This window comes from Opitutia bacterium KCR 482 (assembly GCA_029269845.2).
In the GTDB taxonomy this organism is placed as follows: Bacteria; Verrucomicrobiota; Verrucomicrobiia; order Opitutales; family Intestinicryptomonadaceae; genus Merdousia.
In genome coordinates this window covers 788,035-802,171 of record CP149973.1, presented here as the reverse complement: position 1 = coordinate 802,171, position 14,137 = coordinate 788,035, and the positions used below count along the sequence as shown (strand labels likewise).

16 protein-coding genes are annotated in these 14,137 nt (G+C 57.3%); 8 read left to right on the top strand and 8 right to left on the bottom strand.

Going from position 1 to position 14,137, the window contains the following annotated elements:
• Position 1: 1 nt before the first annotated feature.
• From P3B99_003295 to P3B99_003285, 3 genes are all read left to right on the top strand, one after another.
• Positions 2–1,351, top strand: a complete 1,350-nt coding sequence (locus P3B99_003295; GenBank protein ID WYJ08152.1) for a terminase family protein — start codon at positions 2–4, stop codon at positions 1,349–1,351.
• Between the two features lie 293 nt (positions 1,352–1,644).
• Positions 1,645–1,917 carry an HU family DNA-binding protein gene (locus tag P3B99_003290; GenBank protein ID WYJ08151.1) on the top strand — a complete coding sequence of 91 codons (273 nt, stop codon included), beginning with the start codon at positions 1,645–1,647 and terminating at the stop codon, positions 1,915–1,917.
• Between the two features lie 105 nt (positions 1,918–2,022).
• Entirely contained in the window at positions 2,023–2,334 is a 312-nt protein-coding gene (locus tag P3B99_003285) for a cupin domain-containing protein (GenBank protein ID WYJ08150.1), read from the top strand.
• Between the two features lie 3 nt (positions 2,335–2,337).
• On the opposite strand, the gene P3B99_003280 is transcribed toward P3B99_003285, so the two are convergent.
• The 3 genes from P3B99_003280 to P3B99_003270 form a co-directional block, all read right to left on the bottom strand.
• Positions 2,338–3,168 carry an FAD:protein FMN transferase gene (locus P3B99_003280; GenBank protein WYJ08149.1) on the bottom strand — a complete coding sequence of 277 codons (831 nt, stop codon included), beginning with the start codon at positions 3,166–3,168 and terminating at the stop codon, positions 2,338–2,340.
• A gap of 82 nt (positions 3,169–3,250) precedes the next feature.
• Positions 3,251–4,375 (bottom strand): YibE/F family protein, encoded by a 1,125-nt coding sequence (locus P3B99_003275; protein ID WYJ08148.1) that lies wholly within the window; start codon positions 4,373–4,375, stop codon positions 3,251–3,253.
• A complete protein-coding gene (locus P3B99_003270; GenBank protein WYJ08147.1) occupies positions 4,376–5,773 on the bottom strand; it encodes an alkaline phosphatase in 1,398 nt (465 codons plus the stop codon).
• Between the two features lie 111 nt (positions 5,774–5,884).
• On the opposite strand from P3B99_003270, the gene P3B99_003265 reads away from it, so the two are divergent.
• Entirely contained in the window at positions 5,885–6,541 is a 657-nt protein-coding gene (locus P3B99_003265) for a DUF4328 domain-containing protein (protein WYJ08146.1), read from the top strand.
• Positions 6,542–6,621: 80 nt separating this feature from the next.
• On the opposite strand, the gene ybaK is transcribed toward P3B99_003265, so the two are convergent.
• The gene (gene ybaK / locus P3B99_003260) at positions 6,622–7,095 is read right to left on the bottom strand and encodes a Cys-tRNA(Pro) deacylase (GenBank protein ID WYJ08145.1); all 474 of its coding nucleotides are present in this window, start codon (positions 7,093–7,095) and stop codon (positions 6,622–6,624) included.
• Between the two features lie 107 nt (positions 7,096–7,202).
• Between ybaK and P3B99_003255 the strand changes: the two genes are divergently transcribed.
• The gene (locus P3B99_003255) at positions 7,203–7,856 is read left to right on the top strand and encodes a VTT domain-containing protein (GenBank protein ID WYJ08144.1); all 654 of its coding nucleotides are present in this window, start codon (positions 7,203–7,205) and stop codon (positions 7,854–7,856) included.
• A 9-nt stretch (positions 7,857–7,865) separates the two neighbouring features.
• Here the strand turns inward: P3B99_003255 and P3B99_003250 are convergent, their stop codons facing one another.
• Positions 7,866–8,258 (bottom strand): hypothetical protein, encoded by a 393-nt coding sequence (locus tag P3B99_003250; GenBank protein ID WYJ08143.1) that lies wholly within the window; start codon positions 8,256–8,258, stop codon positions 7,866–7,868.
• 48 nt (positions 8,259–8,306) lie between these two features.
• Between P3B99_003250 and P3B99_003245 the strand changes: the two genes are divergently transcribed.
• Genes P3B99_003245 through P3B99_003235 form a run of 3 tightly spaced genes read left to right on the top strand, consistent with a single transcriptional unit; the run spans position 8,307 to position 10,295 of the window.
• Positions 8,307–9,134 (top strand): lysophospholipid acyltransferase family protein, encoded by an 828-nt coding sequence (locus P3B99_003245; GenBank protein ID WYJ08142.1) that lies wholly within the window; start codon positions 8,307–8,309, stop codon positions 9,132–9,134.
• A gap of 7 nt (positions 9,135–9,141) precedes the next feature.
• A complete protein-coding gene (locus tag P3B99_003240) occupies positions 9,142–9,585 on the top strand; it encodes a beta-hydroxyacyl-ACP dehydratase (GenBank protein ID WYJ08141.1) in 444 nt (147 codons plus the stop codon).
• Positions 9,582–10,295: a flavodoxin family protein gene (locus P3B99_003235; GenBank protein WYJ08140.1), complete on the top strand. Its 714-nt coding sequence runs from the start codon at positions 9,582–9,584 to the stop codon at positions 10,293–10,295. Before P3B99_003240 ends, P3B99_003235 begins: the two co-directional genes overlap by 4 nt.
• Before the next feature lie 164 nt (positions 10,296–10,459).
• On the opposite strand, the gene P3B99_003230 is transcribed toward P3B99_003235, so the two are convergent.
• The 3 genes from P3B99_003230 to galK form a co-directional block, all read right to left on the bottom strand.
• Entirely contained in the window at positions 10,460–11,884 is a 1,425-nt protein-coding gene (locus tag P3B99_003230; protein WYJ08139.1) for a UDPGP type 1 family protein, read from the bottom strand.
• Positions 11,885–11,887: 3 nt separating this feature from the next.
• Positions 11,888–12,880 (bottom strand): UDP-glucose 4-epimerase GalE, encoded by a 993-nt coding sequence (gene galE / locus P3B99_003225; protein WYJ08138.1) that lies wholly within the window; start codon positions 12,878–12,880, stop codon positions 11,888–11,890.
• 105 nt (positions 12,881–12,985) lie between these two features.
• Positions 12,986–14,137: a galactokinase gene (gene galK / locus P3B99_003220; protein WYJ08137.1), complete on the bottom strand. Its 1,152-nt coding sequence runs from the start codon at positions 14,135–14,137 to the stop codon at positions 12,986–12,988.

Sequence of the window (14,137 nt, the reverse complement as noted above, 5' to 3'; positions counted from 1 at the left end):
CATGGAGCCGTTTTTTCTTCCGTACCAGACCGCGTGGATTCGCGACCGCTCGCGGATAAAACTCATGGAGAAGTCGCGGCAAATCGGCATGAGCTGGACGACCGCCTACGAACTCGTGCGCCGCCACTGTCTGCCGACGGCAAAGTACGATTCTTGGGTAAGCTCGCGCGACGAATTGCAGGCAAAACTCTTCATCGACGACTGCAAAAAATTCGCCGCAATACTCGACGTCGCCGTTTCCGAAACGTCGGGCGGCTCGCTCGTGGACGGCTCCGATTCGCGCTCGTTGGGGTTTTCGAACGGCACGCGGATATGGTCGCTGTCGTCGAATCCCGACGCGCAGGCGGGCAAGCGCGGCGCGCGCGTGCTCGACGAATTCGCCCTCCACCCCGACCCCGAACGCCTCTACGCCGTCGCCTACCCCGGCATAACGTGGGGCGGCAGCTTGCAAATAATCTCGACGCACCGCGGGGGCGAAAACTTCTTCCGCCGCCTTGTGGACGAAGCGCGGTACGGCGGCAACCCGAAGAAAATTTCGCTCCACCGCATAACGCTCCAAGACGCGCTTGAACAGGGGCTGCTGCGGAAAATCAAGGCGTCGCTGCCGCCCGACAGCGAGGTAATGCAAATGGACGAAGCCGCATACTTCGACTACATAAAAAACTCCTGCGCCGATACCGAAAGCTTCATGCAGGAGTACATGTGCTGCCCCGCCGACGAAAAGGGCGCGTTTCTCGACTACGACAATATCCGCCGCTGCACCTATTCCGCCGACACAAACTGGCGCGCTACGCTCTCGCCCGACAGCCTGCTGTTTCTTGGCGTGGACGTCGGGCGCACTCGCGACCTAACCGTGTTCTGGCTTCTCGAAAAATGCGGCGAAATGCTCTTCACCCGCGACGTCAGGGTATTCCGCGACACTCCGTTTTCCGAGCAGGAGGCGGTTTTGCACGGCTACCTTAAACTTCCGCGCCTGCGCCGCGCGGCAATCGACCGAAGCGGACTCGGACGCCAGTTCGCCGAACGCGCCGCCGAACGCTACGGGAGCGGGCGCATAGAGGGGGTGTCGTTCACGCGGGGAATCAAGGAGGAGCTTGCCTACCCATTGCGCACGCATTTCGAAAACGGCACAATCCGCATTCCCGACGACCTCGAAATCGCCGCCGACCTCCACGCGGTGAAAAAGGAGGCGTCGGGCGGGGGCGTCGTGTTCCGCGCCGAGCGCAGCGCGGACGGGCACGCCGACAGGTTTTGGGCGCTTGCCCTCGCCGCATATTCGGCGCGGACATCATGCGGACGCGGCGAAATGGAGCTTGTGGGCAAAAAACCTGCGAGGGAATTCATGTGGTAGGGGCGCGGCGGATTTCGTAAGTTTTTCCGCCGCCCCGTTCCAAAATATCCGCCGTCCTTTGCACCGAGCGGGTTTGCGGACGTCTTTTTGCCGCATTTTTCGGAAATTTATGTTGACTTGTAAAAATGAATACCTACATTGGGTGGCGTTAAGGGGTTCAAGTTTGACGAGAGTCCGCTTAAAAAGGCGAAAGCTTTTTTACGGAGCTTTGAGAGCGCGGGTCTCTTGATATTGGGCAATATTTCTACGTTTATTCGGTAGACTTTTATCTCAAACCACAAACAAAAAAAGATATGAACAAACAGCAACTCATCGAAGAAATTCAGAAAATTCTCGGCAAAGACGCCACGAAAGCCTGCGCTGAAAAAGCTCTCAACGCAACTATCGAAGCCATCAAGGCGGGCGTTAAGAAGAACAAGAAGCTCCAGCTCATCGGCTTCGGCACGTTCTCCGTTGTTGAACGCAAGGCTCGCACCTGCTTCAATCCGAGAACCCGCGAAAAGATCAAGGTCAAGGCGAGCAAGGTCGTAAGATTCAAGCCCGGCGCGGCGTTCAAGGCGAAATAAGCCCAATCCGCAAGGATATTTCAAAATGCTCCGCATTCAACAATGCGGGGCTTTTTTGTGGACCTTGGGCGTCGGCGCGGGAGGCGCGGCGCAACCGTTTTTCATATGAAGCGCGATATTTTCAAATTTGCAAAAACCGAAATTCCCGAAACCGTCGAAACCATTTTGCGCGGGCGCGGCGGGTTTAGGGTTGAGCGCATACGCTCCGAGGCGTACACAAACGGAGAGTGGTACGACCAATCGGAAGACGAGTTTGTCATGCTGCTTTCGGGCGCGGCGACGCTCGAATTTGCGGACGGGCGGCGCGTCGAACTTTCGGCGGGCGAGTGGCTCGTCATACGGCGGCATGTCCGCCACAGGGTGGCGGCGGTTTCCGCGGGAAGCGTTTGGCTTGCGCTTTTCGGCGACTTTGACTGAGCGTCAGTCTATAAATTCTATTTCCGATTCCGGCGTCTGCTGTATCGCGGCCGAAATGTTTTCGGCGACGCAGATTTCGGCGATTTCGGACTTGTCGAGCAGCATGAACGCCGTAGACATAGCGTCGGCTATCGCCGCGTTCGCGCAGAACGCCCACGTTCTGAACGGCTGGTTTTCGGGCACTTTGCCCGTGCGGGCGTCGACTATGTGCGCGCCGAGCACCGAAGTTCCCGACGCTCCCACCGCGAAATTTTCCACGGGAATTTTCACGGAGTCCGAAAGGTTTATTTCCCACGCTTTGCCGTCGCCGTTTTTGCCGAACGCGTAGATGCTGCTCCCGCCGAAAGACAGGAACGCGCTTTTTATCTCCCAGACATTCACGAGCTTTTCGACGGCCTCGTCAACGGCGAAGCCCTTGCCGACCGCGCCGAGGTCGATTTTTCCCTCCGAAGTTTTTTTGACGAGAAAGTGCGCGGCGTCGAATTCGAATTTTCCGCGGCGCGGAGTTTCGGGCGCGGGCAGGGTTTGGCCGCGCTTTGCTTTGAGGAAAAACTCGCCCATGCAGACGTCGATTGCCCCGCGGCTCATTGCCGACGCCGCGAACGCGAGGTTCAGGCAGCGGGCGGTTTCCTCCGTAATCGGCGTGGTGTCGCCGACGTTCGACGAATTTATGCACGAAACGTCGCTGCCGAATTGGTACATGCTAAGAATCTGTTCCAGCGCCTCGGTTTCTGCGAAGCAGTCGAGAGCCGCGCTGCGGGCGTATTCGAAGTCGTCGCCCGCAATGCTGATTAGGAACTGGGTGTTCATCAATTCTCTGTCGAAAGTGTGCATGATATTTTTGCGTAAAGCATTTCAGAATTTTGCCCGCAAGTAAAGCAATTAGGCGCGGCGGCGAAAACGGAAACCGCGCGGGCTACGCGCGGGCTTTGCGGGCGTCGGCTTTGAGAATGAACGCGCCCGCGATTGCCGTAAACGGCGCAACGAGCACAAGCCCGAACGAGCCTACGAGCGTCTTCACGCACTCGCTTGCGACATACGGATTGTTTATGAAGTCCGTCGGCGAAACGCCCTGCGCCGAAAACGTCATCATCAGCGTAAGGTATCCGCCCGAATAGGCGAGCAGCAACGTCGTCGTCATCGTGCCCACAACTACCCGCCCGATTCGGAAGCCAGATTCCATCAGCTTTTTCCGCGAAAGATTCGGATTGCGGCGCAGAAGCTCGTCCATGCCCGCCGCAACGTCCATGCTCAAATCCATCACCGCGCCCGACGACGAGAGGAAAATCGCCCCTATGTAGATGTCGGGAAGGCTAAGAAATTCGTAGCCCGAATAGAGCAGCGCCTGCGAGTACGGCATAACCGCGCCGTTGATTTTGAAAAGCCCCGCGAAAATCCAGCCCGTGATGCAGCTTGCCAGCACTCCCGACACCGTTCCCGCGAACGCCGAAAAGCCCTTGCGCGTAAGCCCGCCCACAAGGAAAATTATCGCCGCCGACAGCACGCAGACCGCGCCGAGACACACCGCAATGGGGCTTATCCCGCGCAGACAAAGGGGAACTACAATCTTCCAGATTACCGCGCACGAAAACACGAAAGAGAGCACCGCCTTCACGCCGATTGCGCCGGCATACGCGAACAGCAGCACCGCGAAGATTCCCAGCAGCGCAAAAGTCCAGCCCGTGCGGTAGTGGTCCTGCGCGTTGATTGTAGTGCCCTGCGGCGTCGCTCCGTGGGGAATTCCCACAAGGGCTTCGTCGCCGACTTCGAAGATTTTGTCGAGGTCCATCTGCGCGCGAAGTACGTTCATCGCCGCGAATTTTTCGCCCTTGAATTTGCCGCTTTGCACCTCCACTTCAAGCTTCTGCTCGCCCTGTTTGATAAGCCCGACCGACATTATGTTCGCGTTGTCCACCGAAAGCACGACGGCTCTTTCCTTCGTGCCCTCGCTTTCGCGCTCGACCGACGGCAACATAAAAATCGCCGCGCAGAGCACGGCGAAAATTATCGACATCAGAACGTCTTTTTTTGCGGACGCCATTTATTTGACCGCTTCTTTCAGCAGCTTCGAGATGTCTGTGTTGTCGATAGTTCCGTTGAAGATTTCCGACTGCGAGCCGAACGATGTCGTGCTTACGGGCAGAGCCGTGTGCGCGCCCGAAGTCCACGCAACCGCCGACTTGTTGTCGAGAACCATCGTCGCGGCGCGTCCGAACTTGTCGGCGGCTTTGGGGCTTTTCGCGAGCGTGTCGGCGAAAGACCTTTGCAGAGATTCAAGCTCCGCGGCGTTTACAACAAGCCTGTCCGCTTTCGGGTCGCCCTCGAATTTCAGCCCGAGCCATTTTGTGATGAGCGGCTTTATATCGTCGAGCGAGAGCTTTTCGTTTTGCTTTCGCGCGTCGGAAAGCATTTCCGAAAACCGCTCGCGCGAGCACTTCTGGTTGTCGAGCAGGTTTATGTAAGAGTTGTAGCCCGTGCCGGCAAAGCCGAGGGTAAGCCCGCCTGTTTCGTGGTCGCCCGTAACAACAATAAGGGTTTCGGAGGGGTGCTTTTTCGCGAATTCGTACGCTACGCGCACCGCCTTGTCGAAATCGACGACTTCGCGCAGAACCGTGGCGGCGTCGTTTGCGTGGCACATCCAGTCAATCTTGCCGCCTTCTACCATCATGAAAAATCCCTTGGGGTTGTCGAGAACCTCAATCGCCTTTTTTGTGATTTCGGCGATTCTAACGCCCGAATCGTCGTCGATTGCATAGGGCATGGCTTTGTCCGCCGCGAAGAACATGAGCTTTTCGTCGCCGTTTTTGAGCGTCGCGAGCTGTTCGAGAGTTCCGTTGCGGAACACGCGCCAGCCGTCGTTTTGTGCGAGCGTGTAGATGTCGCCCTTGTAGGATTTGGATTTTTTGTCGTCGTTTTTGCTGACGCCGCCGCCGCCGAAAAAGTCGAAGCCCGACGAGAGCATGTCGAGGGCGATTTCGTAGTAGTTGCCGCGGCTGTCGTTGTGGGCGTAGAACGCCGCGGGGGTCGCGTGGTTGATTGTAACGCTCGTGATTATCCCGACTTTCTTTCCCGCCTTTTTTGCCGCGTACGCCACCGATTCAAGCTTTTCGCCCTTCGGGTTTACGCCGATTTTCCCGTTGTCTGTTTTCGTTCCGCACGCAATCGCCGTGCCGCTTGCGGCGGAGTCCGTAATGAAGGAGTTTGCCGAGCGCGTGTACGTGATTGCGTTGTTGGGGAGCGCGTTGATGAGAAGCCCCTCCCTGTTGTTTAGCCTGAGAAATTCCTCCGTCATCATGCGCTGGGGAATCGACATTCCGTCGCCGATGAAAAGGAAAACGTATTTTACGGGGTTCGGCGTGCGCTGTTGCGCCGCGACCGCCGAAAGCGCAGTTAAAACCGCCGCGCAGAGCGCGGAGAATGTCCTTATGAATTTACCCATGATATATTAGCCTTATACGCAAAAAAAACTACCGCGCATTCCCGCCCGCGTCAAATTTTTTTTTTTTGGATAAAATTGACAATTCGCCGCCGCGTCTGTCATAATTTTGGCATGGAAAAAAAAGAAATCTCCGACTCCAAATTGAAACTTTCGTTCAGGGCGGGCTGGACAATAAAACTGCTGTGGGCAAGCGCCGCGCTCTACGCTCTCGCCTTTCCCTGCGTTCTTGTTATCAGCTTCATGCCCGAACCGCCCGCGCTTTGGGCTATCGTTGCGGGCGTGGGCATGCTCGCGTTCGCCGCGGTTTTGCTTTGCTGCGCTGTGTTCTACCTGATGTGGCTGCACGCCGCCGCAAAGAACAAGTTTCTATTCAACAAAGACGGCTTTATGGAGAACGCAAAAACGGGCAAAAAGACGTTCATGATGACGCCCGCGTGGACTGTCGCGTGGAATCTTATCCCGATTTTAAACTATTTCATGCCCTACATCGCAATGAAGCAGATTCTCTTCGCCACAAATTCCAAGCCCTACAACGCGCCCGACGACGCCATGAAGCTCGTAAAATGGTGGTGGGCGATGTTCCTGTTTATGAACTTCGTTCCGTCGTTCGCAGGGTTTGCTTTCGGTATTGCCTACTGCGTTCTGTCAGTAAAGCTTGTTTCGAAAATTACAGACTTGCAGACGGCGAAGCTCGACGCCCTCGCCGCGGGTTGCGAAACCGTTGCCGACGCCGAATTCGAGGTTCTGCCCGACTCTCCGAAAGCTTAAATTCCCTCCCTTTTTCCGAAAACGCAAAACGCCGCGCGGATCACTCCGAACGGCGTTTTTTTGCGGGGCGCGGGAATTTTTCAGTCCGTCGTGATGTCCGCCGTTTTGTATTTTAGCACCTTTGAAAGCGACGCCAGCGGCAGCTCGACTTGGTAGCCGATTTTCCCCGCGCTGAACACTATCGTTTCGCACGCCTCCGCGCTACTGTCGAAGACCGTCTCGAACTGCTTTTTCATGCCGATTGGCGAGCAGCCCCCGTGGACGTAGCCCGTTGTGGGCAGAAGGTCCTTCTGTTTGAGCATCTCAACCGATTTTTCGCCGACCGCCGCCGCCGCCTTTTTGAGGTCAAGCTCTTTCGCCACGGGAATGACGAACACGAAATTGCGCTTCGACTTCCCGACCGTCGCGAGCGTCTTGAACACGCGCGAGCAGTCTTTGCCGATAGCCTTCGCCACTTCGACTCCGCTAATCGCGCCCGTAGTGGAATATGTGTGGAACGCGAAATCTATTTTCGCGCGTTCCAAAACTCTTACGACATTCGTCTTTTCGTTCATGGCGCGGATTATCGCACGATTTTTTTCAAAAGAAACAAAAATCTTGTTGCGTTCGCGGCTTGCGTGCTTTGTCTTTTGTTTTGTCGCGCGTGCGCGCGGCGTTTCGAATGAAGGCGGGCATTTTCAAAATTTGCGCGGCGGCAGCGATTGTCGCGTCGGTCGAAATTTTCATCGGCTGGGGCGAACTGTTCTCGCTTGTCGGCGACGTCGCGCGCGCGCATTCCGACAGCGCGTTTCTGTTTTTCTGCCTGATGTCGGTAGGCTGCGCGTTCGGCTTTCCGCTTTCGCTCTGCTATCTGCTCGCTGGGGCGGCGTTCGGCTTCTGGTTCGGCTGGGGCGTGTGCGCAGCGGTGCTCGCGATAAGCTCGGCAATAGGCTACGCGCTCGGACGCTTCTTTTTCCCCGACTCCCTCTTGCGCGGGCTTTTGCGGAAAATTCCCTTTGCCTCCGACTCTTGCGGCGCGGGAATGTTCAACGTAAATTTCGCCGTGAGGGTAGTCCCCGGAATACCGTATTGGGTTCAGAATGTCGTCTTGGGGGGAATGCACACGGGCTTTGCGCTGTACATGTCGGTCAACCTAATCGGGCAGGGGGCGATTGCGGGGGCTATGAATTTTTTTGCATCGTCGATGTCGGAGGAGGGCGCGAAAAAATACGCGGCGTTTGTCGCGCTTGTCGCGGTGCTCGCGGTGTTCCATATTTCGGCGAACGTGTACTACAAAAAAATCCGCAGGCGCAAGCCCGCGGATTCCGAAAGGTGAATTTCCGTCCTATTTCAGGTTTTTGCGGACGGTCTTCATGAGCATGTCCACATAGCGAATCGGGACATACGGGCTGCCGTTAATGTTCGAGCCTTTTGTTTCGAACACGATTCCGCCGTCGGAGACCGCCGCCGAAATTTTCGCGAGCTGCCCGCCGTGCGAGATTTGCGCGACAATCGGGTCGCCGTCGGAGAGCACGCTCCATTTGCGGAGTGTGAGCGACGTCAGCAGGGCGTCGCGCACCGAGGCTTTCGACGCGCCGAGATTTTGGAACGCCAGCTGGGTCTGCCCCGCCTGCGCCATTTGTTCGCTGTTTCTTCTTGTCGTCGTGGAGCAGCCCGACGTAAATACGACTCCCGCGAGCGCGAGTGCCGCCAGTGCAATGTAAATAGGTTTTTTCATAGAATTGTGTTGAAATGATATTTTCCGTAGGTTTGACTTGTCAAGACTATGTTTGAACGCGCAACAGCCACCGCAAAAACCGCCGTCTGGAAGTTTTGGATTTCCTTCGGCGCGTTTCTCTACGCCGTCTGCAACGCGGTTTTCGTCGTCGCAACGCTTCCGGTTGCGCTGTTTTGCCCCGCGAAGAGGCGGTCGGCGGCTATGTCGTTTTGCCTGCGCAGGCTTCTGCATTTCATGTTCATAACGGCGGCGTCGCCGCTGCGCTTCGTGGGGCTTTCGCGCGTGCGCGGCGCGGAGCTGTTCCGCCGAAAGGGCGCGGTGTTCGTATGCAACCACGGCACGCTGCTCGACCCCATGTACGCGCTCGCGCTCATTCCCGACGCGGGGGTTTTGCTGAAAAACAAGTACGGGAAAATCCTCGCAATTTGGTATCTTGTAAAGTGCTTCGACTTCATCGAAATCGGCTGGGCTTCGGCGTCCGACGCCTCCGTGCGCGCCGAGCTTTCTTATGTGCTCGAACGCTCGAAGCGGCTGCTTGCGGAGGGCAAAAACTACCTGATTTTTCCCGAAGGCTCGCGCTCGAAGTCGGGGCGCGTTGGCGAGTTCAAGAGCCTTGCGTTCAAGCTCGCGTACGAGCGCGGCTGCGATGTAGTTGCGATGTGCGTCGTTGCGGATTCGCCGTTTTTTTCGAAAGACCAGAAGGGGCTTTTGCCGCCGCGCATGGCGTCGTATACCGTCGAGGGAATCGGCGTGCTGAAACCGTCCGACTACCGCAACGCCGACGCGCTTTGCGCCGCCGCCCAGCGCATGATTGCAAAGCGCGTGGCGGAAATCCGCGCCGAAAAGTCTTGCGCGGCGGGGAGCGGCGGGCGATAATGCCCCAATGATTCTCGGAAAAGACGAAGTAAAAAAATATCTGCCGCAGCGCGAACCGTTTTTGTTCGTCGATTCGGTGGAGTCGTACGAGCGCGGGAAATCCGTCGAATGCAGGCTTTTTCTCGACCCCGAATATCCGTTTTTCAAGGGGCACTTCCCCGACAACCCGATTATGCCGGGGGTCTTGATGGTCGAGGCAATGGCGCAGTCGAGCGGGATTATCGTGGCCCTCGACGCCGCGGGCGGGGCTCAGCCGACCGAGCCTGCGCGGGTGTTCTACCTTGCCTCGAACAACGTGAAATTCACAAACGTGGTGCATGCGGGCGAAACGCTTGCGATTCGCGCCGAGCTTGCAAAATCGTTCGGGGCTTTGCGCCAGTTTTCGGTCGAAATTTCGAGCGGGCGGAAAGTCGCGGCGTCGGGCACGCTCGTGCTCGCGGAGGCGAAATGAAGGTTCTTGTCGTAAGGGGAAGCCCGCGCAAAAACGGCGCGACCGCGCGGCTTGCCGACCTCTTCGTCCGCGGGCTTCGCGGCGTCGGCGCGGAGGTCTTCGACGCCGATTTGACCTCGCTTAAAATTTCGCCGTGCCTCGGCTGTTTCCACTGCGTCCGCAGCGGCGGCGTCTGCGCTTTGCGCGACGACATGCGCGGGCTTCTCGAAACCCTCGCCGCGTCCGACGCGCTCGTGTGCGCAAGCCCCGTCTACTTCTATTCCATGAGCGCGCAGACAAAGGCGTTCTTCGACAGGTGCTTCCCGCTCGTGCGCGGATACGCCTACGATGCCGAAAAGGGGCGTTGCGCGTGCATTGCCGCCTCCGTCCGCAAAAAGCTCATAACAATAGGCGCGGCGTCGGGGCGGATTTCGTCGTTCGACGCGCTCTCCAAAACCTACGCCGCCATCGCGGACTCCATGAACATGGAATACGCCGCCGACATCAGGCGCGGAGAAACCCCCTACTTCGGCGCACTAGGGGCGCGTTCGGCGCGCGTGCGCCGCATACTCGATTCTTTTGTAGAAGCGGGCAGGGCGTTTGCCGAAACGGGCGCAATCCCCTCCGAAATTGTCGCGGCGGCGGAGTCGGAAATCGCCGAAAACGACAGGGTCTTCGCCTCGCGCTCCAAGATTTTTTGGGAGCTTTTGAAAAACGGCAAAACCTTTTAATTCCGCCCGTCCGCCGCGCTTAAATTTTCGCGTCATTTCGCGCGTTGCGCGCTCTTTTAGTCGCTCCGCTGCGGCGCGGGCGCGGCAGACTGTGTAAATACCGATTTTTCGGGCGCAAAAAAAGGCGGCAAAAAATGCCGCCTTTTGTTTTTCCAAATTTTCGTTTAGAGGTAGAAGCCGTCTTCGATTTTCGGCACGAAGGGGAGGGCTTTCCAGTTTTCGGCGAAGTCCTCTTCGTTCGTCGCAAACAGCGGCGAGATTTCAATGTCGAACAGCGGCACGTTTTCGGCGTCGGTGTCGAGCTTTTCGCCGACTTTCGCGAGCCAACGCGCCGCCTGCTGTTTCTGGTGGTTCTTGCATGTAAGCGGCGAGTCAAGGCCCTCCGCGTTCTTGACGGGCGAGAATTCGTCGCCTCTGAACCCTTCGATGATTACGGGCGAGTTCGCCATCGGGAGCGCGTCGAACACGAACATTTCAAATTTGATTCCGTTCGGCTTTTCGGGCTTGATTTGCCTGCCCTTTTCGTCGATGCACGGAATTTTCTTGTCGGCGCGGTGGAACGGCAGCTTCGCCGAAGAGTTGTTTCCGCCGAGCTTTTCCACGAAGTCGCGGTCGAGTACGTGGATTGCCACGCTGCCCGCCACAAAGCGCAGTTTGCCGTTTTCGTCGCGCAGTTTCTGGTATTCCGCGGGGAGGTCGGAGTATTCCACGACGCACGTTTTGCCGTCGAGCGTGCAGAAGTGCCCGACCTTTTCAAGCTCGTACGCCTTGGGAATCATCTTCGACGACATCTCCGAGCCGCTCATGATATGGAATCCCACAAAATAGGGGTCGATGATATTCACGAGGGGGTTGTCCACCTGAAAATAGCTTATGCAGTCTATTCCGCGCTTTTTAAGCTCGTCGATTGCCCCGCTGCGGCACATTCCGCGCAGGCAGCCGCCGTGTCCGTCGGGGGTCATGGCGATTTTCGACTTGCTTTCCATGATGATTTTGCCGCCGCGGTCTACCGCTGGCATGAGACCCTGCTTGAAGAAGACAACGTCGTCTTTGCGGAGTCCGAAGAAGTTGTTTTCCCCGAAGAACGCGCGGGTTGCGGCGTCGTTGATGTGGCTTGTCATCACGAGCCACGGAATGCGCACGCCGTATTTGTTCGACGCCGAGAGGATTTTTTCGGCAAAGACCTGAAAGAGGCTCTTCTGTTTTACGGGGGTCACTTTGTAGAGGCCTTTGGGGGCGTTGAAGCCGAGCCTCGTGCCCTGTCCGCCCGCCACGACGAACGCCGCAAGGCGTCCCGCGCGGATAGCCTCTTCGCCGACGCGTTTTGCCTCGCGCCATTCGGGGTCGGAGGCCTTGTCTGCGGGGAGCGGCTTGTAGGGGGCGGGTTCGAGCTTCGAGAAGTCGATGGCCGCGCCCTTTGCCTCGGCGAAGACAAGCTCTTTGTTGAGTTCGTCAAGCTCCGCCAAATCGACCTGTTCGAGCTGCGCGAGCAACGCCGATTTTTCCCCTTCGGAGAGTTTGTCGAAGTATTTGAAGACGTGTCCCTGACCCGCCGCTTCGAATTTGTTTTTGAGAATTTGGGCGTCCATAAATTAGTCTTTCGGGAATCCGTTGGGGTTGTTTTTGTGCCACCTCCACGCGGTTTCGATAATCGCGCGGACGTCGGTGAATTTGATTTTCCAGCCGAGTTCCGTCTGCGCTTTTTGCGAGTTTGCGTAGAGCGCGTCGGGGTCGCCCTCGCGGCGCGCGCCGTAGACCACGGGAACTTTCAGCCCCGTGACTTCCTCGACGCCCTTGATGATTTCCAGAACCGAGTTCGGCGTGCCCGTGCCGAGGTTGTAGAACGAGCAGCTGCCCTCCTTTTCGAGGTTTTTGAACGCGGCGATGTGAGCGCGGCAGAGGTCGTCAACGTGGACATAGTCGCGCAGGCATGTGCCGTCGGGCGTATTGTAGTCTGTCCCGAAGACGTTAATCGAGGGGCGTTTGCCCGTTGCGGCGAAAATCGTAAGCGGAATGATGTGCGTTTCGGGCGTGTGGTCTTCGCCGATTGTGCCGTCCTCCGCCGCGCCCGACGCGTTGAAGTAGCGCAACGCCACAAAGCTCAGCCCGTATGCGCGCGCGCATGCTTTGAGGAAGTTTTCGACGTCGAGCTTCGTCTGACCGTAGGGGTTAATCGGCAGCTGCGGGTGGTCTTCGGTGAGCGGAAGCTTCTGCGGCACGCCGAAAGTCGCGCAGGTTGACGAGAACACGAACTTTTTCACGCCGTGCTCTATCATCGTTTCGATGAGCGTTATTACGCCCGAAAGGTTGTTGTAGTAGTACTTGATGGGGTTCATGACCGATTCGCCGACGTTGATGAACGCGGCGAAGTGCATTACGATGTCGATTTTCTCGTTGTCGAGAATTTCGCCCACAAGCTTTTTGTCTTCGAGGTTTCCGCGGTAGAATTTTACCGACGGCAGCAAAGCCCCCTTGTGTCCGTAGACAAGGTTGTCGAGAACCACGGGTTTGTGCCCCGCGGCTATGAGTTGTCTTACGCAGTGGCTTCCGATGTAGCCCGCGCCTCCGATTACCAGTACATTCATGATTGCGATTCTATTGGTTAAATTGTTTTCGGGAGTCGGCGAAATTAGCCCGACGCCCATTTTCTTCAAGAAAAAAGCGCGCCACCCGACGCGCTTTTGTCCAAGTTATACGGTTTTCGCGCCGTCGCCCGACGCGCAAGTAAATACCGTGGGTTTTTTGCCGAATTTCGCCTCGTAGAGTTCCGCGACCTTTTCGGCGTCGGCTTGCGAGAACGTTTCGTCCGTCAGCGCCATTACCGCGCCGCCGAATCCGCCGCCGCTCAGGCGCGCGCCGAAAACGCCCTTCATTGTCGAGACCGTATCGACGAGGAAGTCGAGCTCTTCGCAGGAGTTTTCGAAGAGCCTGCGCGAGCTTTCATGCGAGGCGTTCAGAAGTTTGCCGACCCCCGCGATGTCGCCCGAAAGCAGCAGTTCCTTGGCCTTCACCACGCGGGCGTTTTCTTCGATAACGTGTTTTGCGCGGCGGTAAACTACGTCCGACATTTTGTCTTTTGCCGACTCCAAATCGGCGGGCGTGAACGCCCTTAGCGGTTTTTGCCTGCCGCCGTTCGAGAGGATTTTCGCCGCCTCCATGCACTCCGCGTGCCTTGCCGCGTACAGCCCGTCGACGAGCGCGTGCTTTTTCGTAGAGTTGAAGAGCCAGAAGCGGCAGTTCGGGGGCAGGGGATAGTTTGAAAATTCCTCAGTGAGGCAGTCGATGTAAACGATTGTGTCCTTTTTGCCGAAGCCCGAAACGCCCTGGTCGAGAATGCCGCAGGGCATTCCGACGAATTCGTTTTCGCACTTGCGCCCGATTTTCACGAGCGTCTTGCGGTCGGCTTCGAAGCCGTAGAGTTTCGACATCGCGTACGCGCTCGCCAGTTCGATTGCCGCCGAGGAGCTAAGCCCCGCGCCCGCGGGCAGGTTGCTGCAATCGAGCATGTCGAAGCCGCAGTCGGCTTTCAGCCCCGCCTGCACGAGGAACTTGAACACGCCCAGCGGATAGTTTACCCAGTTCAGCTCTTTGGGCTGTTTTTCGAGTGCGTCGAGTTCTACGAAAACCTTGTCGCCGAATTTTGCGCGGGCGAAGCACAGCCTGCGGTCGGCGCGCTTTGCGATTGCAACCATCACGTCCTTGTCGAGCGCGACCCCCATTACGAGACCGCCGTTGTAGTCGGTGTGGTTGCCGATGAATTCGATTCTCCCCGGAGCCTGCGCGAGGGCTTCGGGCTTGCGCCCGAAGATTTTTTCAAAAGAAGATACGAGTGATTCTTTCAT